Annotated in this window: 23 protein-coding genes and 1 pseudogene; 5 read left to right on the top strand and 19 right to left on the bottom strand. The window is 60.0% G+C overall.

Annotation, left to right across the window (positions count from 1 at the left end):
* The first annotated feature begins 116 nt into the window (after positions 1–116).
* Together ACYZTZ_RS29930 and ACYZTZ_RS29935 are read left to right on the top strand one after the other, a co-directional pair.
* Entirely contained in the window at positions 117–1,076 is a 960-nt protein-coding gene (locus ACYZTZ_RS29930; protein ID WP_462000519.1) for an amino acid ABC transporter permease, read from the top strand.
* Complete coding sequence (locus tag ACYZTZ_RS29935; protein ID WP_046045596.1) at positions 1,069–1,803, top strand: amino acid ABC transporter ATP-binding protein; 735 nt, start codon at positions 1,069–1,071, stop codon at positions 1,801–1,803. Before ACYZTZ_RS29930 ends, ACYZTZ_RS29935 begins: the two co-directional genes overlap by 8 nt.
* 157 nt (positions 1,804–1,960) lie before the next feature.
* On the opposite strand, the gene ACYZTZ_RS29940 is transcribed toward ACYZTZ_RS29935, so the two are convergent.
* From ACYZTZ_RS29940 to ubiE, 11 genes and pseudogenes are all read right to left on the bottom strand, one after another.
* Positions 1,961–2,833: a methyl-accepting chemotaxis protein gene (locus ACYZTZ_RS29940; protein WP_375154712.1), complete on the bottom strand. Its 873-nt coding sequence runs from the start codon at positions 2,831–2,833 to the stop codon at positions 1,961–1,963.
* A pseudogene (locus tag ACYZTZ_RS29945) lies at positions 2,819–3,898 on the bottom strand (methyl-accepting chemotaxis protein); the annotation flags it as partial. The gene ACYZTZ_RS29940 and the pseudogene ACYZTZ_RS29945, both read right to left, overlap by 15 nt.
* Before the next feature lie 51 nt (positions 3,899–3,949).
* Complete coding sequence (locus ACYZTZ_RS29950) at positions 3,950–4,657, bottom strand: 16S rRNA (uracil(1498)-N(3))-methyltransferase (RefSeq protein WP_046045598.1); 708 nt, start codon at positions 4,655–4,657, stop codon at positions 3,950–3,952.
* Entirely contained in the window at positions 4,654–5,448 is a 795-nt protein-coding gene (tatC, locus tag ACYZTZ_RS29955; RefSeq protein ID WP_462000520.1) for a twin-arginine translocase subunit TatC, read from the bottom strand. Before tatC ends, ACYZTZ_RS29950 begins: the two co-directional genes overlap by 4 nt.
* Positions 5,445–5,894, bottom strand: coding sequence for a Sec-independent protein translocase protein TatB (gene tatB, locus ACYZTZ_RS29960; protein ID WP_056741145.1), 450 nt, complete (start codon positions 5,892–5,894; stop codon positions 5,445–5,447). Before tatB ends, tatC begins: the two co-directional genes overlap by 4 nt.
* 10 nt (positions 5,895–5,904) lie before the next feature.
* Positions 5,905–6,174 (bottom strand): twin-arginine translocase TatA/TatE family subunit, encoded by a 270-nt coding sequence (locus tag ACYZTZ_RS29965; protein ID WP_046045601.1) that lies wholly within the window; start codon positions 6,172–6,174, stop codon positions 5,905–5,907.
* A gap of 25 nt (positions 6,175–6,199) precedes the next feature.
* Positions 6,200–6,532, bottom strand: coding sequence for a phosphoribosyl-ATP diphosphatase (locus ACYZTZ_RS29970; RefSeq protein ID WP_008047820.1), 333 nt, complete (start codon positions 6,530–6,532; stop codon positions 6,200–6,202).
* Entirely contained in the window at positions 6,525–6,926 is a 402-nt protein-coding gene (hisI, locus tag ACYZTZ_RS29975) for a phosphoribosyl-AMP cyclohydrolase (protein ID WP_008149521.1), read from the bottom strand. The genes ACYZTZ_RS29970 and hisI overlap by 8 nt, the downstream gene beginning before the upstream one ends.
* 79 nt (positions 6,927–7,005) lie before the next feature.
* The gene (gene ubiB / locus ACYZTZ_RS29980) at positions 7,006–8,610 is read right to left on the bottom strand and encodes a ubiquinone biosynthesis regulatory protein kinase UbiB (protein ID WP_046045602.1); all 1,605 of its coding nucleotides are present in this window, start codon (positions 8,608–8,610) and stop codon (positions 7,006–7,008) included.
* Positions 8,607–9,230, bottom strand: a complete 624-nt coding sequence (locus ACYZTZ_RS29985) for a ubiquinone biosynthesis accessory factor UbiJ (RefSeq protein WP_111449382.1) — start codon at positions 9,228–9,230, stop codon at positions 8,607–8,609. Before ACYZTZ_RS29985 ends, ubiB begins: the two co-directional genes overlap by 4 nt.
* Positions 9,230–10,000, bottom strand: a complete 771-nt coding sequence (gene ubiE, locus ACYZTZ_RS29990; RefSeq protein ID WP_007948968.1) for a bifunctional demethylmenaquinone methyltransferase/2-methoxy-6-polyprenyl-1,4-benzoquinol methylase UbiE — start codon at positions 9,998–10,000, stop codon at positions 9,230–9,232. Before ubiE ends, ACYZTZ_RS29985 begins: the two co-directional genes overlap by 1 nt.
* A gap of 155 nt (positions 10,001–10,155) precedes the next feature.
* Between ubiE and ACYZTZ_RS29995 the strand changes: the two genes are divergently transcribed.
* The 3 genes from ACYZTZ_RS29995 to ACYZTZ_RS30005 all read left to right on the top strand — a co-directional run bounded on the left by ACYZTZ_RS29995 (position 10,156) and on the right by ACYZTZ_RS30005 (position 11,910).
* Positions 10,156–10,431 carry a polyhydroxyalkanoic acid system family protein gene (locus tag ACYZTZ_RS29995; protein WP_056741153.1) on the top strand — a complete coding sequence of 92 codons (276 nt, stop codon included), beginning with the start codon at positions 10,156–10,158 and terminating at the stop codon, positions 10,429–10,431.
* A 224-nt stretch (positions 10,432–10,655) separates the two neighbouring features.
* The gene (locus ACYZTZ_RS30000; RefSeq protein WP_056741155.1) at positions 10,656–11,078 is read left to right on the top strand and encodes a phasin family protein; all 423 of its coding nucleotides are present in this window, start codon (positions 10,656–10,658) and stop codon (positions 11,076–11,078) included.
* A 10-nt stretch (positions 11,079–11,088) separates the two neighbouring features.
* Positions 11,089–11,910: a phasin family protein gene (locus ACYZTZ_RS30005; RefSeq protein WP_462000521.1), complete on the top strand. Its 822-nt coding sequence runs from the start codon at positions 11,089–11,091 to the stop codon at positions 11,908–11,910.
* Between the two features lie 267 nt (positions 11,911–12,177).
* Here the strand turns inward: ACYZTZ_RS30005 and ACYZTZ_RS30010 are convergent, their stop codons facing one another.
* The 8 genes from ACYZTZ_RS30010 to ACYZTZ_RS30045 form a co-directional block, all read right to left on the bottom strand.
* Positions 12,178–12,798, bottom strand: a complete 621-nt coding sequence (locus ACYZTZ_RS30010; protein WP_033055348.1) for a TetR/AcrR family transcriptional regulator — start codon at positions 12,796–12,798, stop codon at positions 12,178–12,180.
* Positions 12,799–12,825: 27 nt separating this feature from the next.
* Positions 12,826–14,508: a class II poly(R)-hydroxyalkanoic acid synthase gene (gene phaC, locus ACYZTZ_RS30015; RefSeq protein ID WP_462000522.1), complete on the bottom strand. Its 1,683-nt coding sequence runs from the start codon at positions 14,506–14,508 to the stop codon at positions 12,826–12,828.
* Positions 14,509–14,637: 129 nt separating this feature from the next.
* The gene (phaZ, locus tag ACYZTZ_RS30020) at positions 14,638–15,492 is read right to left on the bottom strand and encodes a poly(3-hydroxyalkanoate) depolymerase (RefSeq protein ID WP_046052139.1); all 855 of its coding nucleotides are present in this window, start codon (positions 15,490–15,492) and stop codon (positions 14,638–14,640) included.
* A gap of 138 nt (positions 15,493–15,630) precedes the next feature.
* Entirely contained in the window at positions 15,631–17,310 is a 1,680-nt protein-coding gene (gene phaC, locus ACYZTZ_RS30025) for a class II poly(R)-hydroxyalkanoic acid synthase (RefSeq protein WP_150656730.1), read from the bottom strand.
* Between the two features lie 257 nt (positions 17,311–17,567).
* The gene (locus ACYZTZ_RS30030; protein ID WP_008149540.1) at positions 17,568–17,945 is read right to left on the bottom strand and encodes a gamma-butyrobetaine hydroxylase family protein; all 378 of its coding nucleotides are present in this window, start codon (positions 17,943–17,945) and stop codon (positions 17,568–17,570) included.
* Positions 17,946–18,073: 128 nt separating this feature from the next.
* A complete protein-coding gene (hslU, locus tag ACYZTZ_RS30035) occupies positions 18,074–19,414 on the bottom strand; it encodes an ATP-dependent protease ATPase subunit HslU (protein WP_462000523.1) in 1,341 nt (446 codons plus the stop codon).
* A gap of 55 nt (positions 19,415–19,469) precedes the next feature.
* On the bottom strand, positions 19,470–20,000 hold the full coding sequence (gene hslV / locus ACYZTZ_RS30040) for an ATP-dependent protease subunit HslV (protein ID WP_007899242.1): 531 nt from the start codon (positions 19,998–20,000) through the stop codon (positions 19,470–19,472).
* A gap of 230 nt (positions 20,001–20,230) precedes the next feature.
* Positions 20,231–20,935, bottom strand: a complete 705-nt coding sequence (locus ACYZTZ_RS30045; protein WP_056741169.1) for an SPOR domain-containing protein — start codon at positions 20,933–20,935, stop codon at positions 20,231–20,233.

Consider the following 20,935-nt stretch of genomic DNA (forward strand, 5'->3'; position numbering starts at 1 on the left):
TCCCACAGTTGATCAGTGTGAACACAATCATTGTGTCCGGCACAGACCCTGTGGGAGCGAGCTTGCTCGCGATGGCGCCGTCCTTGGCGACACAGAATTCGGAACTTTAAGACTCAATGAAACAGAAAAAAGCCCAATGGCCGTGGCACGTGTTAACCGTGCTGCTGCTGATCGGCCTGGCCGGCGCGTTGTATTACGCCACCTCGCTGATGTCCTACGAATGGCGCTGGAACCGTGTGCCGCAATACTTCGCCTACCACGCCGAAGAATCCCAGCGTGCCGCCGATATCTCCACCGTCAGCGAACTGGTGCGCAAGGGCGACAAGGCTGAAGTCACCCTTCGCAATGATGCCGGCGTCGAGCAGCACCTGACCGTCGACGACAACAGCCTGCAAGTCGCCCAAGGTGATGACGTGGCCGAAGGCGACGTGATCGGCGTGACCCGCCATTGGGCCGCCGGACCGCTGATGTGGGGGCTCTGGACCACCTTGTGGTTGTCCGTGGTTTCAGGAGTGCTCGGTCTGCTGATCGGCCTCGCCACGGGCCTGTGCCGACTGTCGAACAACCCGACCCTGCGCGATCTCTCGACGGTCTACGTCGAACTGGTCCGCGGTACGCCGCTGCTGGTGCAGATCTTCATCTTCTACTTCTTCATCGGCACCGTGATGAACCTCTCCCGGGAGTTCGCCGGTATCGCCGCGCTGTCGCTGTTCACCGGCGCTTATGTGGCGGAAATCATCCGTTCCGGCGTGCAATCCATCGCCCGTGGCCAGAACGAAGCCGCGCGCTCCCTGGGTCTGAGCGCCGGTCAGTCGATGCGCCACGTGGTGCTGCCGCAAGCGTTCAAACGAGTGCTGCCACCGCTGGCCGGTCAGTTCATCAGTCTGGTCAAGGACACCTCGCTGGTGTCGGTGATCGCCATTACCGAGCTGCTCAAAAGCGGTCGCGAAGTCATCACCACCTCGTTCTCGCCGTTCGAAATCCTGTTCTGCGTGGCCGGTCTGTACCTGTTGATCAACCTGCCGCTGTCGAAAATCGCCAGCCGGCTTGAGCGGAGGCTCGCGCAAAGTGATTGAAGTCCGCGATCTGGTAAAAGTTTTCGACACCCGCGGCCACGTGGTTCGCGCGGTGGATAACGTCTCGACGCACGTGGCCAAGGGCGAAGTGCTGGTGGTGATCGGTCCGTCCGGTTCCGGCAAGTCGACTTTCCTGCGCTGCCTCAACGGCCTGGAAGAGTTCGACTCGGGCTCGGTGAGCATCGACGGCTTGCAACTCGCCGACCCGAAAACCGATGTGAATGCCTATCGCCGTGAAGTCGGCATGGTGTTCCAGCATTTCAACCTGTTCCCGCACATGACCGTGCTGGAAAACCTCTGCCTGGCCCAGAAAGTCGTGCGCAAGCGCGGCAAGAAGGAGCGCGAGGCCAAGGCCTTGGCGTTGCTGGAGAAGGTTGGTATTGCACAGAAGGCCAACGAGTTTCCGTCGCGTCTTTCCGGCGGTCAGCAACAGCGAGTGGCCATCGCCCGGGCATTGGCCATGGAGCCGAAGGTCATGCTGTTCGATGAGCCGACCTCGGCGCTCGACCCGGAAATGGTCGGCGAAGTGCTGGACGTGATGAAAACCCTGGCGGTGGAAGGCATGACCATGGTTTGTGTCACCCACGAAATGGGCTTCGCCCGGGAAGTGGCGGATCGGGTGCTGTTCTTCGATCACGGCAAATTGCTGGAAGACGCTTCACCGGCCGAATTCTTCGATGCGCCGAAGGATCCGCGAGCGCAGGCCTTCTTGCGGCAGGTTCTCTAACTTCAGCGTTTGTCAGACCGCTTTCGCGAGCAAGCCCGCTCCCACAGTGGATCTGGTTGGGCACAAGAAATGTGTTCACCGAAAATCTACTGTGGGAGCGGGCTTGCTCGCGAATGCATCCCCCCGGTTCCAAGCGAATCGAGGCACTCGCATCACCTTAAACCTTGAACCGCCCCACCAGCATCTGCAGATGCGTCCCCAACCGTGCCAGCTCAACGCTGGACGCCGCGGTTTCTTCACTGGCAGCCGAGGTCTGCTCGGACACATCGCGCACGTTCAGCACGCTACGGTTGATCTCTTCAGCCACCGCGCTCTGCTGCTCGGCCGCTGCAGCAATCTGCTGGTTCATTGACTGAATCGCCGAGACGGTGCGGGTAATGCTTTCCAGCGAGCCGCCGGCGCGGCGGGTCAGTTCGACGCTGCTGTCGGTCAGGCTGCGGCTGTTGTCCATGATGGTCGCCACTTGCTGGGTGCCGGTTTGCAGGCCGACGATCAGCTCTTCGATTTCTTCGGTGGACTTCTGGGTGCGCTGGGCCAGGCTGCGGACTTCGTCGGCGACCACCGCAAAACCACGTCCGGCCTCACCGGCACGCGCGGCTTCGATGGCGGCGTTGAGGGCCAGCAGGTTGGTTTGCTGGGCTACGGATTTGATCACGTCGAGCACGCTGCCAATCTTGTCGCTTTCGCGTTTGAGATGACCCATGGCCTCGGTGGAATTGCCGACTTCTTTGGCCAGTCGCTCGATCTGGGCGATGGCTTCGCCAACTACTTTGTCACCTTCGCGGGCCTGCTGGTCGGCAGCGACGGCGGCTTCGGAGGCTTCTTCGGCGTTACGCGCGACTTCCTGCACGGTGGCGGTCATTTCGTTCATGGCGGTGGCCACCTGGTCGGTCTCGACCTTCTGGCTGTTGACCCCGGCGCTGGTCTGCTCAGTGACTGCCGACAGCTCTTCGGCAGCGCTGGCGATTTGCGTGACGCCGTCACTGATGCCGCCGATCAACTCGCGCAGGCCCAGGGTCATGCTCTGCATGGCGCGCTGTAGCTGACCGAGTTCGTCCTGACGCTCAGAGATAAGGTTTTGGGTCAGGTCGCCGGCAGCAACACGCTCCGCCACTTTGAGGGTCTGGCTCAGGGGGATCACGATCTGGCGAGTGATCGCCCACGCGGCAAGCAGGCCGAAGGCCAGCGCCAGGACGGTGGCCAGCAGCAGGAGGTTTTTGGCGTGCGCGGCGTCGGTGTCTCGGACGATGGTTTGCGACACGGTGAGTTTTTTGCTGACGTCGAGCAGGATGTCGCCTTGTACGGCCATGCGTTGGAGGGCCGCGGCGCTGGCAACCTGAGAGTCGCGGAACTGGCTGACGGCGGCGCGATAGGCCTTGAGCGAGTCAGTCGCCTGCTGCAGGTTGGCAATGTGCTGTTCCGGCAGTTTGGAGGGCAGGCTTTCGAGGTTTTTCAACGCGTTGTCGATGGCGTCCAGCGCTGGTTGCTCGGCCTCGGTTTTGCCGCTGTAGGTATAACCGCGAACCTGGAAGCGCGCTTGCTGGATCAGTTTGCTCAGGTCGATGACGCTGTTGAAATCGGCGACGCTGTCACCTTGCAGCATGGATTTTTCGACTTCGGCGACACGGGCCACGGCGTTGTCGGCGGTGGCGCCGAGTTTGCCGCGGGCGTCTTCGCGGTTGGCGCCGGCCTGGGTCATGGCGGTGAAGGCTTGTTTGTACTCACTGACGGCGGCCAGTTGCTGGTCGATCATGGCCACGTCGGCCGGTTGTTCGATCAACGTGCGCGCGGTTTTCAGGCCGGTATCGAGTTGGCCGAGCAGGTCGTTGACCGCACCGGGGCCTTGTTCGCCACGACGCATTTCGTAATCCAGACGGGCCAGGCGCAGGTCTTTGGTCAGGTCATTGAGGCTGGCAATAAACCCCAGCTTATCGCCACGACTCATCACACCGCTCAGGCCGGTCCAGCCGGTGAAAGTGATCAACAAGGTAAGCAGCAGCACCAGACCGAAGCCGACACCCAGTTTGCGATTGACGCTGACGTTCCCCAATTTCTCGGCTAGCCATCGGTACATGCTGCAACTCCCTCGAACCATTCGTTGGTTTTATGGGGACTGTATCGGCAGGCAGCCGGGAATCTATAGGGATTAGAAGAGGCGGGCGAGCAGTGCAGTGACGGCGGTTTCGACCCGCAGGATGCGGTCGCCGAGCTGCACCGGTTGCAGGCCGGCCTTGCCCAGCAGGTCGATTTCGTAGGGAATCCAGCCGCCTTCGGGGCCGATGGCCAGGGTCACCGGTTCGTCCAGGCCGCGAGGGCAGGGCGGGTAATGGCCAGGGTGGCCGACCAGGCCGAGGGTGCCGTCGGTAATCGCCGGCAGACGGTCCTCGACGAATGGCTTGAAGCGTTTCTCGATGACGATTTCCGGCAGCACGCTGTCTCGGGCCTGTTCGAGGCCGAGGATCAGTTGCTCGCGAATCGCCTCGGGCTCCAGGAACGGCGTTTGCCAGAAGCTCTTCTCGACGCGATAGCTGTTCACCAGAATGATTCGTGGCACACCCATGGCCGCCACGGTCTGAAACACCCTACGGAGCATTTTCGGCCGCGGCAGGGCCAGCACCAGGGTCAGCGGCAGCTTGGCCGGAGGTGGCTGGTCGAGCGTGACGCGCAGTTCGGCTTCATCGGCGTCCAGGCGCAGCAGTTCGGCCGAGCCCATCAGTCCGCCGATGCGCCCGACCCGCAGGCTGTCGCCGACAACGGAGCGGTGGACTTCCTGCATGTGCGTCAACCGGCGATCGCGCAGGATCGCCCGGTCGGCCGCAATGAAATCGGCCTCTTCGAGCAGCAGCAGGTTCACGGTTGAGTCGCTGGCGGCTGGTCGTTGTGATCGTCGGCCGGTTGGTCGTCAGGGTGCTCGCCGCGCTTGCTGACCAGGCTGCCGAACAGGATGCCAATTTCAAACAGCAGCCACATCGGTACGGCCAACAGTGTCTGCGAGAAGATGTCCGGTGGCGTCAGGATCATGCCGACCACGAAGCAACCGATGACCACGTACGGGCGGATCTTCTTCAGGTATTTGACGTCGACCACGCCGATCCACACCAGCAGCACCACGGCCACCGGAATTTCAAACGCCACGCCGAAGGCGAAGAACAGCGTCATGACGAAATCGAGGTAGCTGGTGATGTCGGTCATCATTTCCACGCCGGCCGGGGTGGCGGCGGCGAAGAATTTGAAGATCAATGGGAACACCAGGTAATAGGCGAACGCCATGCCGGTATAGAACAGGAGGATGCTGGACACCAGCAGCGGCACCGCAATGCGTTTCTCATGCTTGTACAGGCCCGGTGCGATGAAGCCCCAGATCTGATGCAGGATCACCGGGATCGCCAGGAACAGCGAGACCATCATGGTCAACTTCAGTGGCGTCAGGAACGGCGACGACACGTCGGTGGCGATCATCGTCGCGCCGGCCGGCAGGTACGCGCGCAGCGGCGTGGAGACGAAGGTGTAGATCTGCTGGGTGAAGGCAAACAACCCGGCGAAGATGATGAAGATCGCCGCTACGCAACGCAGCAGACGGGTACGCAACTCGGTGAGGTGCGAAACCAGCGGCATGTGCTGGTCATTTTCGGGAAGATCGCTCATGGGGCTCGCGGCGGCAATGTTGGGTCATGAGGGGCCGGCGCAACAGGCGCAGCCGCAGGCGTAACGGGTTCAACCGGGGGCGCTGCAACAACGGGCGCGGATTCGACAGCCGCTACCACAGGTGTTGGCTCGGCGACTGGAGCATGAATCGTCTGCTCCGCCACAGGCTCAACCGGCTGAACCGGCGTAGCCTCCTGCTGAGTCGGCGTGAAAATCTTCCGCGCCTCCTGCTCCAGCGACAGAATGTGCTCGTTGTGCAGCTGCCGACGAATCTCGTCGGCACCGATTTCACGTTCAACTTCCTGTTTGATCGCGTTGAAGCTGCGCTTCAGACGGCCGACCCACAGGCCGGCGGTGCGCGCAGCACCCGGCAAACGCTCGGGACCCAGCACCAGCAGGGCCACGAGGCCGACGAGCAGCAGTTCAGAGAAGCTGATACCAAACATTAGTCAGTGCTCACACGTCTTTGCGGATCGGCTCTTCGACTTTTTGCGCCTGCACGTCGATGGTGTGCGGCTGGTTCACGGACTGCGTGGTCTGTGGCTGAACAGGCGGAACCGGGGTCGCTGCCGGGTCGGCCGGCTTTTCGTCGTCGTTCATGGCTTTCTTGAAGCCCTTGATCGACTCACCCACGTCAGTGCCGAGGTTTTTCAGTTTCTTGGTGCCGAACACCAGCACGACAACAACCAGGATGACGATCCAGTGTTTCCAGTCAAAAATGCCCATGTCGCTGCTCCTCTCTAATAGTTGTTCAGGCGGACGGACGCGAGGCTTTCTCGGCGTGTCCGGACAGACCGAAACGACGGTCCAGTTCATCGAGTACAGCCTGTGGATGCTGCCCCAGTTGGGCGAGCATGACCATGCTGTGGAACCACAAATCGGCGGTTTCGTAGATCACATCGCTGCAGTCACCGCTGATGGCGGCATCCTTGGCGGCAATGATGGTTTCGACCGACTCTTCGCCGACTTTTTCCAGAATCTTGTTCAAGCCCTTGTGGTACAGGCTGGCGACATACGAACTGTCGGCGGCGGCGCCTTTGCGCTCTTCCAGCACTTCGGCCAGACGGGTCAGAGTGTCACTCATGGCTGTGTCCTGCGGAATAGATAGCGTGCGGGTCTTTCAGAACCGGGTCGACGGTTTTCCAGTCGCCGTTCTCGAAGACGCGGTAGAAGCAGCTCTGACGGCCGGTATGGCAAGCGATGTCGCCGATCTGCTCGACCATCAGGATGATCACGTCGGCGTCACAGTCCAGGCGCATCTCATGCAGGGTTTGCACGTGGCCGGACTCTTCGCCCTTGCGCCACAGCTTGCCACGGGAACGTGACCAGTAAATGGCGCGGTTCTCGGCAGCGGTCAGTTCCAGCGCTTCACGGTTCATCCAGGCCATCATCAGGACGCGCCCGGTCTTGTGATCCTGGGCAATCGCCGGCACCAGGCCATCAGCGTCCCACTTGATCTCGTCCAGCCAGTTTTTCATCTTCGACTCCGACAGCGGGCCCGACACTTCATTAGTCGGGCAGGCGTTGAAACAGTGTGCCAGCGCGCGGGAGCTCTGGCTATCGGCGAACGACCAGATACAAGCCGACGGCCACCATGATCCCGGCCGGCCAATGACCCAGTTCGTTCAGCGGCCCACCGGCAGCGAGTATGGTGCCGCCGGCCAGGTGCGCACAGCCGAGCAGTCGCAGCAGCCAATCGTCCTTGCGGCGGTGCCACGGTGGCGGCGGGTCGTAGGCGTGGGGCTGGGACATGCGCTCGAGCAGGTCGCGGGCCATGTTGGCCAGGTGCGGCAGCTGTTCGAACTGGCTCTGCACGTTGCCGATCAAGGCTTTGGGGCTGACGCGCTCACGCATCCAGCGTTCGAGGAACGGCTGGGCGGTGTTCCACAAATCGAGGTCCGGGTACAACTGACGGCCCAGGCCTTCGATGTTCAGCAGGGTTTTTTGCAGCAAAACGAGCTGCGGCTGCACTTCCATGTTGAAGCGTCGGGCGGTCTGGAACAGGCGCATCAGCACCTGACCGAAGGAAATATCTTTTAACGGTTTTTCGAAGATCGGCTCGCACACGGTGCGGATCGCCGCCTCGAATTCGTTGAGTTTGGTTTCCGCCGGTACCCAGCCCGAATCGATGTGCAGCTGCGCGACGCGACGGTAATCACGCTTGAAGAACGCGAACAGGTTGCGCGCCAGGTAGTCCTGGTCTTCCGGGGTCAGGCTGCCGACGATGCCGCAGTCGATCGCAATGTACTGCGGGCTCCACGGGTTCACGGTGCTGACGAAAATGTTGCCGGGGTGCATGTCGGCATGGAAGAAGCTGTCGCGGAACACCTGGGTGAAGAAGATCTCGACACCGCGCTCAGCGAGCATTTTCATGTCGGTGCGCTGGTCGGCCAGGGTCGTCAGGTCGGTGACCTGAATGCCGTAGATGCGCTCCATCACCAGCACTTTCGGCCGGCACCAGTCCCAATAGACTTGCGGCACGTAGAGCAGCTCCGAGCCGTCGAAGTTACGCCGCAACTGGCTGGCGTTGGCCGCTTCGCGCAGCAGGTCGAGTTCGTCGTAGATGGTTTTTTCGTAGTCCTGGACCACGTCCACCGGGTGCAGCAGGCGCGCGTCGGCCGAGAGTTTTTCGGCGGCGCGGGCGAGGATGAACAGCCACGCCAGATCCTGCGCGATGATCGGTTTCAGTCCCGGGCGGATGACCTTGACCACCACTTCTTCGCCGGTTTTCAGCTGCGCGGCATGCACTTGCGCCACCGAGGCCGAGGCCAGCGGCTCGACGTCGAAGCGGCTGAAGACTTCACTGATCTTTTTGCCGAGCTGTTCTTCGATCAGATTGACCGACACTTGCGAGTCGAACGGCGGCACGCGGTCCTGCAGCTTCATCAGCTCATCGGCGATGTCTTCCGGCAGCAAGTCGCGGCGGGTGGACAGGATTTGCCCGAACTTGATGAAAATCGGTCCCAGGTCCTGCAATGCCAGACGCAATCGCGCGCCACGGCTCAGGTCCAGCGTCTTGCGCGGGAACCAGCGCCACGGCAAGGCGTAGCGCAGCGCCAGCAGAAACCATGGCAGTGGCAGGGCGAACAGCAGGTCATCGAGGCGGTAGCGAATCACAACGCGCTGGATGCGCAACAAACGGCGGACGGCAAGCAGCTTCATGCGTTATCGCTTGGGTCGAGGGATCGGGAAAGGCGCTCGAATCGCGCCTCGAGACGTTCCAGATCGAGTTTGATCTGGTCCAGTTCACTGAAACGGGCTTCGGCTTCGCGCTGACCGACGAGGGTGCGCGATTCTTCGGCCAGGTACTCGCCAAGGTTCTGATTGAGGCTGGCGAACCCTTGCTGATACCAGCGTGCGCGACTGCGCAGGTGACCGCCAAGCAGTTGCGTGGCGACTGGTCCCAGCCAGCGCGAGAGTTCGTACTCCCAGTCCAGCTCAAGGTCCTGAAGGATCGCCGCCAGTTCCAGCAGCACGCCGCTGTCGCCGTCGAGTTCGACTTCAGGAGCATGCAGGACCGAAGTCTTGTCCTTGCTCATGGCCAGTTTCAGCAGGCTGGAGGCCGGTGCGCGCAAGGTACAGTCGGCGCCGGTTTCCCAGTGGGAAGCCAGCATCAGGCCTTCGTCGCTGGGCAGGATGAACACTTGCAGCGCCGGGCTGCGGCAGTCGACGGCAATCACCTTGCCACTCAAATGCGCCAGCCGCGGCAACGCCGTGCTGTCGAGACGCAGCACCCGGTTCAGACCGAGTTCAACGCTGGCGAGCAGGCCGGCCAGCAACATCAGGGTTTGATGCCACGGTGCAGGGCGACGATGCCTGCGGTCATGTTGTGGTAGGTCACGCGGTCGAAACCGGCCTCGACCATCATCGACTTCAGGGTTTCCTGATTCGGGTGCATGCGGATTGATTCGGCCAGGTAGCGATAGCTTTCCGAGTCGTTGGTGATCAGCTTGCCCATCAGCGGCATGAAGGCGAACGAGTAGGCGTCGTAGGCTTTGGACATCAGCGCGTTGGTTGGCTTGGAGAACTCCAGCACCAGCAAACGGCCGCCCGGTTTCAGCACGCGCAGCATCGAGCGCAGGGCGTCTTCTTTATGCGTAACGTTGCGCAGGCCGAATGCGATGGTCACGCAGTCGAAATGGTTGTCCGGGAACGGCAGCTTTTCAGCGTCGGCCTGGACGAATTCGACGTTGCCGGCCACACCCAGATCCAGCAGGCGGTCACGACCGACCTTGAGCATGGATTCGTTGATGTCGGCCAACACGACCTGGCCGGTCGGACCAACGAGGTGCGAGAACTTCTTGGTCAGATCGCCCGTGCCGCCGGCGATGTCCAGCACGCGGTTACCGGTGCGAACGCCTGACAGTTCGATCGCGAAACGCTTCCACAGACGGTGCATGCCGCCCGACAGGAGGTCGTTCATCAAGTCGTACTTGGCGGCTACCGAGTGGAAAACTTCAGCGACTTTTTCCGCTTTCTGGCTTTCCGGAACGTTTTTGAAGCCGAAGTGAGTGGTGGGTTCGGCATCGCTGCCTTTGCGCTGATCAGTCATATCGCTGTCACCAAAAGAGAATGCGGGACATTCTAATCCCGGTGGCCTGCTTTGTCTTGGCAAGGCTGCAGGTAAGATAGGTAACCGCCGGGACGTTTTGCCGCAGTAGCGGTCAAGATGCTTCAGGAAAGTATTCATAAAGCAGGAGTCATTTGATGGCCCGTATTAGTGTTGAGCGTTCCCACGGCCTGGGTAAGGAAGCGGCCCGCGAGAAGGCCGACCAGTTGGCGCAGAAACTGTCCGATCAATATGGCCTGGAGCCGCAATGGTCCGGCGACACCCTGAACCTCAAACGTTCCGGTGTGAAAGGCGCGGTGTATGTGGGCGAGGATTCGATCAAGGTCGATGTCGAACTTGGCTTGTTGATGTCGGCCATGAGCGGCACGATCAAATCGGAAATCGAAAAGGCGCTGGATAAAGCGTTGGTGTGAGACCGAAAAGATCGCAGCCTCGTTTCACTCGACAGCTCCTACAGGTGTACACCGCCGTCTTTTGTAGGAGCTGTCGAGTGAAACGAGGCTGCGATCTCTTCCATCAGGCATCACCGATTTGTGTCAGTTGTTAGGGTGCCGTTTCTAATTATTCTCACTACTTTGTGCCTGAGCCCGATTCTTTCGCGGGCAGTTCCTCAAACCTTCTGCGCGTGAGGTGCACCATGGCCAAAGTTATTTTGAAGAAAAAAATCGACGCTTCGACAACTGCTCTGAGCGACGTTAAATCTTATGCCCGCAAGATCTGGCTGGCAGGCCTGGGTGCCTACGCCAAGGTCGGCCAAGAGGGCAGCGAGTACTTTCAAGAGCTGATCAAGGCTGGTCAAACTGTTGAAAAGAAAGGCAAAAAAGTAGTTGCCGAGAAGCTTGAAGCGGCCAATGCCGAGATCGATGAAGCCAAGAGTGAAGTGAGTACTTTCAAAGGTAAGGTCGAACTTCAACTCGACAAGGTCGAGAAGGCTTTTGACTCGCGTGTCGCAAGTACCTTGAATCGTATCGGCATTCCGTCTAAACATGACGTTGAGACACTCTCTGCCAAGCTCGATGAGCTGACGGCATTGCTCGAACGCGTCGCGCGTAAATCTTAAGGAGAACGGGATGGCTGGTAAAAAGAACACCGAAAAAGAAGGCAGCTCGTGGATCGGGAAAGTCGAAGACTACTCCCGCAAAATCTGGCTGGCTGGTTTAGGCGTGTACTCGAAGATCGACACTGACGGCAGCAAACTCTTCGATACATTGGTTAAAGACGGCGAGAAAGCCGAGAAGCTCACCAAGAGCGCTGTCGGCAAGAAAGTCGATGCTGCCAAGGACTCTGCTTCGTCGGCCAAGTCGCGCATCAGCGGCGTGAAAGATCGCGCACTGGGCAAGTGGGATGAGCTGGAAGGGGCTTTCGACAAGCGTCTGAACAGCGCCATTTCGCGCCTGGGTGTACCGAGCCGCAATGAAGTCAAAGCACTGCACAGCAAGGTCGATACCCTGACCAAGCAAATCGAAAAACTCACCGGTGCCAAGGTCGCGCCTGTTGCGGCGAAAACCGCGGCGGCCAAACCTGCAGTGAAGTCCGCTGCCAAACCGCTGGCTAAAGCTGCCGCTAAACCGGCTGCCAAAACTGCCGCAGCGAAACCTGCAGCAGCCAAGCCAGCGGCCAAACCGGTCGCCGCCAAACCAGCTGCTAAACCGGTTGCCAAAACTGCAGCGGCCAAACCCGCTACCAAGTCAGCGGCAAAACCTGCCGCAGCGAAGAAGCCAGCGGTGAAAAAGCCGGCAGCTCCGAAAGCGGCTGCACCAAAACCAGCAGTGGCTGCCGCCAAACCGGCAACCCCGGCGCCGGTCAGCACATCGAACTCCGCTACTGCACCGACCCCTGCTGTAACCCCGACTGTTGCGCCAGCTCCTTCGACGCCAACCAGTCAGTCCTGATTTTCAGGGCTCAAGAAAACGCCCGGCCTGCAAAGGTCGGGCGTTTTTGTTTTTGGGGGGCGGCAGGGGAGTGCGGTGAATTCCAGAGCCACCCCTCACCCCAGCCCTCTCCCCAGTGGGGAGAGGGGGAAAGGGAGCCGATCTCCATGCTTTTCAAATCCGGAGATCGACTCGGTAGTTCAGGTCGATGGAGTTCGGATGAACTACTCGGTCAGTCCCCTCTACCCCCTGGGGAGAGGGTTAGGGTGAGGGGTGGTTCCAACTGATTCACTCGTGTTCTTCGAGGTATTGAAGCGCCAACTGCTCGGTCGCGACCTTGATCGGCGGCAGCAGATGCGGCGCCACCAGCATCATGATCTGGTAAACCACCAATCTCACCTCACCCTCCCGATCAAGAATCCGCTGATAGTCCAGCGAGAACAGCAGCGTCATGGTGATCTGTTCCACCAGTTGCCCCAACGCTTGGGTATCGCTGACCAATTGCCCCTGAGCCTTCAATCGAGCGAGCAACGAAGCCAGCGTGCGCTTCAATGCGTTGAGCAGGTTGCGTATGCCCTTGGCCAATTTCGGCAAGCGCCCGGCGAGGTTCGACAGGTCCTGGAACAGAAACCGGTAATGGGCCAGGCGTTCGACGATCAGGTGCAGAAACAGCCAGTAATCTTCCGGTGCAAGTTCCACATCGGCCGGTGGATCGAGCAGGGGCGCCAGTTCGGCCTGGAAGCGCTCGAACAGTCCGAGAATCAACGGTTCCTTGCCGTGGAAGTGGTAGTAGAGGTTGCCCGGGCTGATGCCCATTTCGTTGGCAACTTCCATGGTGGAGACGTTCGGCTCGCCCTTCTGATTGAACAACTGCAAAGCACATTCGAGAATCCGGTCGCGGGTTTTCATCCAGTCTTCTTAATGGTTCGTTGAACGTCAGCGCACACGCACGTAAGTACCGGGTGCTGCCTCCATCGGTGGATAGTTCGGGTTGCCAAGCGCCATGTGGGTTTCTTTTAGCGCGCCTGAACGTTCTTGAATCCAGCCCAGCCACTGAGTCCACCAACTGCCGCTGACTTGCTTGGCGTCGTAGTACCAGGCCCGTGGGTCAGTGCTCAGCTTCGTGCTCTCGACGAAGTTGGCTTTCGGGTTTGAGGGTGGGTTGAGAATGCTCTGTATATGACCGCTGTTGGACAACACGAAGCGTCGCTCGCCACCCAGCAGCAAGGTCGAGCGATACACCGCATCCCACGGGGTGATGTGGTCATTGATGCCCGCGACGCTGAAGCTGTCGACGTTGACTTTCTGCAAGTCGATTGGCGTGCCACACACTTCCAGACCACCCGGATGACTCAGCGGGTTGTGTTTGAAGAAGTCCAGCAAGTCGCCATGGAGGGCTGCCGGCAAACGTGTGTTGTCGTTGTTCCAGTAAAGGATGTCGAATGCCGGCGGCTCCTTGCCCAACAGGTAGTTGTTAACGAAATAGCTCCAGATTAAATCGTTGGGGCGCATCCAGGCGAAGATCTTGGCCATGTCGCGACCGTCCAGCACGCCTTTCTGATAGGAGCGACGCTTGGCCGCCTCAAGCGTCTGTTCGTCGGCGAAGAGGGTCGCCGGCGAGTCCATCTGACTGTCGAGCAGGCTCACGAGATAGGTCGCGCTGGACACCCGCCGAAGTTGTCGCTTGGCCTGCAAATGGCCTTGCAGCGCGGCAATGGTCAGCCCGCCAGCGCAGGCGCCCATCAGGTTGACCTCACGAGCGCCGGTGATCGCCCGGCACACATTCATCGCTTCTTCCACGGCTTCGACGTACGTCGAAAGCCCCCATTCGCGATGACGTACATCCGGATTACGCCAACTGATCATGAAGGTTTGCAGGCCGTTCTTCAGGGCGAACTGGACGAAACTGTTGTGCGGGCTCAGGTCGAAAATGTAGTACTTGTTGATCTGTGGCGGCACCACCAGCAGCGGTTTGGAATACTGCTTTTCGCTCATGGGCTTGTACTGGATCAACTCCAGCAGCTCATTGCGAAACACCACGGAGCCCGTAGTGGTGGCGACCGTTTTGCCGACCTCGAAAGCTTGCTTGGTGACTTGTCTGGGCAGACCGTCGTTGTGCAGGAAGTCGTCGACCAGGTGGCCGAGACCTCGCACCAGGCTGTTGCCGCCAGAGTTGAAGATCTCTTTGATCGCCAGCGGATTAAGCAGGCTGTTGGACGGCGCCATGGCGTCGTTGAGCAGGGCGAACGCAAAGTGCGCGCGGGCGCGATCGTCCGGGGTCATGTTGCTGTCGTCGATCCAGTGTTTGACTTGCTTCTGCCAGCTCAGGTAGGCCTGCAAGCTGCGGCGATAAAAAGGGTTGAGGCTCCACGCCGGATCGGCAAAGCGATTGTCCTGCGGATTGGTCGGGTGCAGGGTTTCGCCCAGCAGCACGCGGCCCAGTTGACCGCCCAGCTTCAAGGCGTGTCGGGCGGTATGCACCGGATTACGCAATCCATGGGCGGCAACGCTGCGCAGGGTGGAAAACAGATCCCGGCCACGCAGGCCGGTAATCGCACTCTGTGCGTTGATGAACGCGGCGGGAGTGGGCAAAAATTCCCTCGCTGGTTTTTCGCGCATGAATAAACACTCCTTCGTCTTCAGGCCAAATACAGATACACCGAACCAGAACACCATAGACGCTGTTGCGGAATGTTGCGCGGCGCTGCGTCTTTCCGACCCCTTTTTTGTAACAAAAGCCAGGGCCGATTAACCACCCAATGGCGCGGGATGCGGATGCATCACGGCACGCTGACGTTCTTCCTCGAGAAACTTCATGATGATCGGTGCCACTGCTTCGGCCCGGGTAATCAAAAACAGATGCCCGTCATCGATGATGTGCAACTGGGCGTTGGGAATCCGCCAGGCCAGTAACCGCATGTTGACCAGCGGAATCAGTGGATCGTCGTCACCGGCCAGCACCAGGGTTGGCTGGTGGATCTTGTGCAACCAGTGAATGCTGGTCCAGCCGAGGCCGGCGAACAGCTGCCAGTAGTAACCGAGTTTGCCTGCCGAGCGGACCTTGGCGGCATGGCTGGCGGCGAGGGTTGGATCGCGACGGAACGCACCGCCATAGATCATCGGCGCAATGCGAATCACGTGAGACGGCTGGATGTAGCGTCGTGGGCTGGCCATCATCCACAGGACTTTCGGCTTGCCCGGCACCATCACCGTGCCCGCCGCCGTGGCCGCCAGAACGAGTTTCTTGCAGCGCTCGGGATAGTCGTAAGCGAACTGCTGGGCGAGGGCGCCACCCCAGGAAACGCCGATTACGTTGACTTGCCCATAGTCGAGATAGTCGAGCATCCGCGCCGTGAGTTTCGCCAGGCCCGGAAAGCGATACGGTCGCCTTGGCGTCGACGAACCGCCGACACCAGGGACGTCGAAGGCGATGACTTCCAGGTCCGGGTCCAGCGCCGCGACGAACGGAAACACCAGCTCCAGGTTGGCGCCGATGCCGTTGAAAATCAGCAAGGGCGTCAAGTGAGGCTTGCCGGGGCGTACTGCCGTGCGGAGGGTCTGGCCATCCAGGTCGACGGTACGAAATATGAACGGTTGCGGCATGCTTCAAGCCCTGTGGGGTTGGGTCTTTATCTCTTCTTTACTGTGGGAGCGAGCTTGCTCGCGATGAGGCCATCACATTCAACATTGATGTTGATTGTTAGACCGCTATCGCGAGCAGGCTCGCTCCCACAGGGTCAATTACCGCTCATGCACATAGGTGCCCGGTGCAGCTTCACCTGCTGGATAAGCCTTGTTGCCCAAACTGCCCGGAGACTTCTTCAGCTTGCCCGAACGCTCGGCTTGCCATGCCTGCCAGTGCAGCCACCAGGAATCGGTGTGCTTGGTGGAGTTTTCTTGCCACTCCTCAGCCTTGAGCGGCATCTCGGTGCTGGTCATGTAGCGCGATTTCGGATTGCCCGGCGGGTTCAGAATGCTCTGGATATGCCCGCTGCTGGACAGTACGAATTCAACCTTGCCACCGAACAGTTGCGCCGACTTGTAGCAGGACTTCCACGGGGTGATGTGGTCGTTGGTTCCAGCCAGGGAGAAGATGTCGGCAGTGACCTGCTTCAGATTGATCGGTGTGCCGCACACTTCCAGTGCGTCAGGACGGATCAGTGGGTTGGTTTTGAACATCTCGATCAGGTCGCCATGGAACGCCGCGGGCAACCGTGTGGTGTCGTTGTTCCAGAACAGGATGTCGAACACCGGCGGCTCGTTGCCCAGCAGGTAGTTGTTGACCCAGTAGTTCCAGATCAGGTCGTTGGGGCGCATCCAGGCGAAAACTTTCGCCATGTCGCGGCCTTCCAGTACGCCGGCCTGATAGGAGTGGCGCTTGGCGGATTCGAGGGTCTGCTCGTCGACGAACAGTGCCACGTCGCTGTCCAGGGTGGTGTCCAGCACGCTGACCAGCAGCGTCAGGGCGTTGACCTTGTTCTCGCCGATCGCGGCGTAGTGGCCCAGCAGGGCGGTGCAGGTGATGCCGCCGGAGCAGGCGCCGAGCATGTTGATGTCTTTGCTGCCGGTGATCGCGGTGACCACGTCGACCGCTTCCTTGAGCGCTTCGATGTAGGTCGACAGACCCCACTCGCGCTGCTCCTTGGTCGGGTTGCGCCAGCTGACGATGAACGTCTGCATGTTGTTGCGCAGGCAGAAGCGCGCCAGGCTCTTGTCCGGGCTCAGGTCGAAAACATAGAACTTGTTGATCTGCGGTGGCACCACCAACAGTGGGCGCTCGTGCACCTGCTCGGTGGTCGGCCGGTACTGGATCAGCTCCAGCACATCATTGCGAAACACCACCGCGCCTTCGGTGACGCCCAGGCTCTTGCCGACCTCGAACGCGCCCATGTTGACCTGGCTCGGCATGCCGCCGTTGTGCACCAGATCCTTGGCCAGATGGGAAAGGCCGTCGAGCAGGCTTTTGCCACCGGTTTCGAAGAAGCGTTTGACCGCCGCCGGGTTGGCCGCACTGTTGGTCGGGGCCATGGCTTCGGTCATGAGGTTGATCACGAAATGCCCGCGTGCGACGTCCTTGGGCGAGAGGTTGCTTTCGCCGATCCAGTCGTGGAGCTCCTTGCGCCACGCCAGGTAAGTTTGCAAATAACGTTTGTAGAGCGGGTTCTGACTCCAGGCCGGGTCGTGGAAGCGACGGTCATCGCTTGTCGGTTGCAGCGCGGATTTGCCAAACAGCACGTTCTTCAGTTCGATACCGAAATGAGCAACATGCTTTGCACTGTGAATCGGTTGTTTGATGGCCTGGGTCAGCACCATGCGGGCAGAGCCCAACAGATCTTTTCTACGCAGTCCAACGACCGGATTCAGCCCCAAGGTATTTTCCGAGGCCTGTACTTTCAGGTCATCGTTATTCTTGTTACTCATCTACGACGCTCCATTGTCCTGAGACGAGTACCTGGGTCCAGCTGTGCAGTCCACAGCCAATGCCAGGTACTACTGCTCGGGTGACCGTTAATTCTGCATCGCTGCTTTTTAGTTCAGAGAGCACTGCAGGTACCTTGCCAGCTCCATTGGTTACCCGAGTTTAATTTTTTTCGCAAGCAGGCCAATCGTCGGCCAGGAAGCGGAGCATTCAAACAGATGGAATTAGAAAATGCCTTCTAATGAGCGAAAGTCCTGATTTAGAGCATCAGCTTGACGATGGATTCGTTCGGATCGCGGGTCTTTCCGGCGGCTTTAAGCTCGGCAAGATAATCGTTCCAGAGATCCTCTTGGCGTACGCCCAACTGGTACAGATATTCCCAGGTGAACAGGCCGCTGTCGTGGCCGTCGTCGAAGGTCAATTTCAGTGCGTACTGACCGGCCGGTTCTACCTTGGTCAGGCCTACGCCGATCTTGCCAAATTGCAGGATAGGTTTGCCGTGGCCCTGGACCTCGGCGGAAGGAGAGTGCACGCGCAGGAACTCGGCGGGCAGGTGATGTTCCTCACCGGACGCGTATTTCAGCGACAGGGTTTTCGAGGCTTTGTGCAGTTTGATGTCAGTGGGGAGTTGGGTCATGACCGGTCATCCGTCTGGTGAAGCGCCCTGTAGGAGCTGCCGAAGGCTGCGATCTTTTGATCTTGATTTTAAGGGTCAAAAATCAAAAGATCGCAGCCTGCGGCAGCTCCTACGGGAGAGTAGGTGACCTACAGGATATAACGGGACAGGTCTTCGTTCTGCGCCAATTCGCCCAAGTGGCTGTTGACGTAATCGGCGTCGATCAGGATCGCCTTGTCGTCGTGGGCGCTGGCCAGATCAGCGGCGCTGAACGACACCTCTTCAAGCAGGCGCTCAAGCAGCGTGTGCAGGCGACGGGCGCCGATATTCTCGGTCTTCTCGTTGACCTGCCAGGCGATCTCGGCAATACGCTTGATGCCGTCCGGCTGGAACTCGATCACCAGGCCTTCGGTTTTCAGCAGGGCACAATACTGCTCGGTGAGCGATGCGTGCGGCTCGCTGAGAATGCGTTCGAAATCTTCAGGCGTCAGCGCCTTCAGTTCGACACGAATCGGCAGGCGACCTTGCAGCTCGGGCACCAGATCGCTCGGCTTGCTCAGGTGGAACGCACCGGACGCGATGAACAGGATGTGGTCGGTCTTGACCATGCCCAGTTTGGTGTTGACGGTGCAGCCTTCGATCAGCGGCAGCAGGTCACGCTGTACGCCTTCACGGGAGACGTCGACGCCACCGGTGTTGCCTCGCTTGGCGACCTTGTCGATTTCGTCGATGAACACGATGCCGTGCTGCTCAACGGCTTCCAGCGCCTTGGCCTTCAACTCTTCTTCGTTGACCAGGCGACCGGCTTCTTCGTCACGCACCAGTTTCAGCGCTTCCTTAACCTTGATCTTGCGGCTCTTGCGTTTGCCCTTGCCCATGTTGGCGAACAGGCTCTGCAACTGGTTGGTCATCTCTTCCATGCCCGGTGGCGCGGAGATATCGACACCGGCCATTTCGGCGACTTCGATTTCGATCTCTTTGTCATCCAGCTGACCTTCGCGCAGGCGCTTGCGGAACAGCTGACGGGTGTTGGAGTCGGCCGATGGTGCGGCGTCGTCGTTGCTGAAGCCCATGCGTGCCGGTGGCAGCAGGGCGTCGAGGATGCGCTCTTCGGCGGCGTCTTCGGCGCGGTGGCGAACCTTGGTCATTTCCTGTTCGCGCAGCAGCTTGATCGCCGCGTCGGCCAGGTCACGAATGATCGATTCAACGTCGCGACCGACATAGCCGACTTCGGTGAACTTGGTCGCTTCGACTTTGATGAACGGTGCATTGGCCAGTTTCGCCAGGCGACGAGCAATCTCGGTTTTACCGACACCGGTCGGGCCGATCATCAGGATGTTTTTTGGTGTGACTTCAACGCGCAGCTCTTCAGGCAGCTGCATCCGGCGCCAGCGGTTACGCAGCGCGATGGCGACGGCGCGCTTGGCATCGTCCTGGCCGATGATATGGCGATTGAGTTCGTGGACGATTTCACGGGGAGTCATGGACATAGTAATTGGCGGTCCTCAGGTAAAAGTGAGCCGTGGCGTGGTGGCCAAAACAGGCTTACTCAGCGAGGTCCTGCTCCTCAATGGTGAAGGTGTGGTTGGTGAATACACAGATGTCGCCGGCGATGCCGAGGGCGGTTTCGACGATTTCCCGGGCCGACAGATCGGTTTTCTTCAGCAGCGCGCTGGCGGCGGCCTGGGCGTAACCGCCGCCGGAACCCATGGCGATCAGACCTTCTTCAGGTTCGACCACGTCGCCGTTGCCGGTGATGATCAGAGAGGCGTCTTTGTTCGCGACCGCGAGCATGGCCTCGAGGCGGCTGAGGGAGCGGTCAGTGCGCCATTCTTTGGCGAGTTCGACAGCGGCGCGAACCAGGTGGCCCTGATGTTTCTCAAGCTGACCTTCGAAACGCTCGAAGAGGGTGAAGGCGTCAGCGGTGGCCCCGGCAAAGCCGGCGATCACCTGGCCGTGGTACAGGCGGCGAACTTTCTTCGCGTTGCCTTTCATCACGGTATTGCCGAGAGAAACCTGGCCGTCGCCGCCCATGACGACTTTGCCGTGGCGGCGAACTGAAACGATGGTGGTCAAGGGAGAGTCTCCACGCAGCGGGGCGAAAATGCCTTATGCCAACTCATATGGGGGTGGTGGAGCGTATTTCAACTGCGGAGAGGGAGAGGGGACGAGCGGTGCGAGGCGAATGAGATGTGTGGTGCTGTTAAGGACGCCATCGCGAGCAGGCTCGCTCCCACAGGGTTAGTGCATATCCTGTGGGAGCGAGCCTGCTCGCGATGAACGATGACGCGGTGATACTGACGAAATCAGCGGCTTTGGCGTTGTTGTAACAACAGGTTGCTGAACCCGCTACCGGCCAGTTGTTTCTGGGCGGTAGTCAGTTGTTCGCGGTTGCTGAACGGTCCGACCAATACCCGATACCAGGTTTCATCCTTCACGGTGCCGGATTCAACCGCCACAGCCTGACCGAGCAAAATGATCTGCGCCCGAACCTTGTCCGCATCAGCCTCCTTGCGGAACGAACCGGCCTGCAGGAAGAACTTGGTCACTGGCGCCGCTTTGGACACTGGTGGCGCAGGCGGCGGAGTAATCCCGGCCAGTGCGGCCTGAGCCCGCGCGGTATCGATCTTCGCCGCTTGCTCTGGTGTGACCGGCGTCGTCGGAATGGCCGGCACTTGTGGCGTCGGCAAGGTTTTCTCCGGCACGGCATCCGGCGGCACGATGACTTCCGATTCCGGCAGCAACGTGTAGAAGTCGTACTTCGGCTTCACCGGTTGCGTCGGGCTCGGCGGGGTCTTGTTGGCCTCGACGATCTTGGCTTTCTGCTGCTCGATCTTCTCGCGCTTGACGCTCTCGCTGCCCTTGCCCGGTTCCAGCTTCATCAGGAACACAACAAACGCGCCGACTGTCAGGCCGATGGCCATCCACAGCCAGCCCGGGATCGGTTGCTTTGCAGGAGCTTGGTAACGGCTGGCGCCACGCTTGGGTGCAGGTTTTTTCTTGGCAGCCAA

The sequence above is a fragment of the Pseudomonas sp. LB3P58 genome (assembly GCF_054897895.1).

Bases quoted from the DNA above. Each gene is read 5' to 3' on its own strand.
- ACYZTZ_RS29930 (WP_462000519.1), top strand. From the start codon at position 117: ATGAAACAGAAAAAAGCCCAATGGCCGTGGCACGTGTTAACCGTGCTG.
- ACYZTZ_RS29940 (WP_375154712.1), bottom strand. From the start codon at position 2,833: ATGCAGAGCATGACCCTGGGCCTGCGCGAGTTGATCGGCGGCATCAGT.
- tatC (WP_462000520.1), bottom strand. From the start codon at position 5,448: ATGAGCGATCTTCCCGAAAATGACCAGCACATGCCGCTGGTTTCGCAC.
- tatB (WP_056741145.1), bottom strand. From the start codon at position 5,894: ATGTTTGGTATCAGCTTCTCTGAACTGCTGCTCGTCGGCCTCGTGGCC.
- ACYZTZ_RS29965 (WP_046045601.1), bottom strand. From the start codon at position 6,174: ATGGGCATTTTTGACTGGAAACACTGGATCGTCATCCTGGTTGTTGTC.
- ACYZTZ_RS29970 (WP_008047820.1), bottom strand. From the start codon at position 6,532: ATGAGTGACACTCTGACCCGTCTGGCCGAAGTGCTGGAAGAGCGCAAA.
- hisI (WP_008149521.1), bottom strand. From the start codon at position 6,926: ATGAAAAACTGGCTGGACGAGATCAAGTGGGACGCTGATGGCCTGGTG.
- ubiB (WP_046045602.1), bottom strand. From the start codon at position 8,610: ATGAAGCTGCTTGCCGTCCGCCGTTTGTTGCGCATCCAGCGCGTTGTG.
- ACYZTZ_RS29985 (WP_111449382.1), bottom strand. From the start codon at position 9,230: ATGTTGCTGGCCGGCCTGCTCGCCAGCGTTGAACTCGGTCTGAACCGG.
- ubiE (WP_007948968.1), bottom strand. From the start codon at position 10,000: ATGACTGATCAGCGCAAAGGCAGCGATGCCGAACCCACCACTCACTTC.
- ACYZTZ_RS29995 (WP_056741153.1), top strand. From the start codon at position 10,156: ATGGCCCGTATTAGTGTTGAGCGTTCCCACGGCCTGGGTAAGGAAGCG.
- ACYZTZ_RS30000 (WP_056741155.1), top strand. From the start codon at position 10,656: ATGGCCAAAGTTATTTTGAAGAAAAAAATCGACGCTTCGACAACTGCT.
- ACYZTZ_RS30005 (WP_462000521.1), top strand. From the start codon at position 11,089: ATGGCTGGTAAAAAGAACACCGAAAAAGAAGGCAGCTCGTGGATCGGG.
- ACYZTZ_RS30010 (WP_033055348.1), bottom strand. From the start codon at position 12,798: ATGAAAACCCGCGACCGGATTCTCGAATGTGCTTTGCAGTTGTTCAAT.
- phaC (WP_462000522.1), bottom strand. From the start codon at position 14,508: ATGCGCGAAAAACCAGCGAGGGAATTTTTGCCCACTCCCGCCGCGTTC.
- phaZ (WP_046052139.1), bottom strand. From the start codon at position 15,492: ATGCCGCAACCGTTCATATTTCGTACCGTCGACCTGGATGGCCAGACC.
- phaC (WP_150656730.1), bottom strand. From the start codon at position 17,310: ATGAGTAACAAGAATAACGATGACCTGAAAGTACAGGCCTCGGAAAAT.
- ACYZTZ_RS30030 (WP_008149540.1), bottom strand. From the start codon at position 17,945: ATGACCCAACTCCCCACTGACATCAAACTGCACAAAGCCTCGAAAACC.
- hslU (WP_462000523.1), bottom strand. From the start codon at position 19,414: ATGTCCATGACTCCCCGTGAAATCGTCCACGAACTCAATCGCCATATC.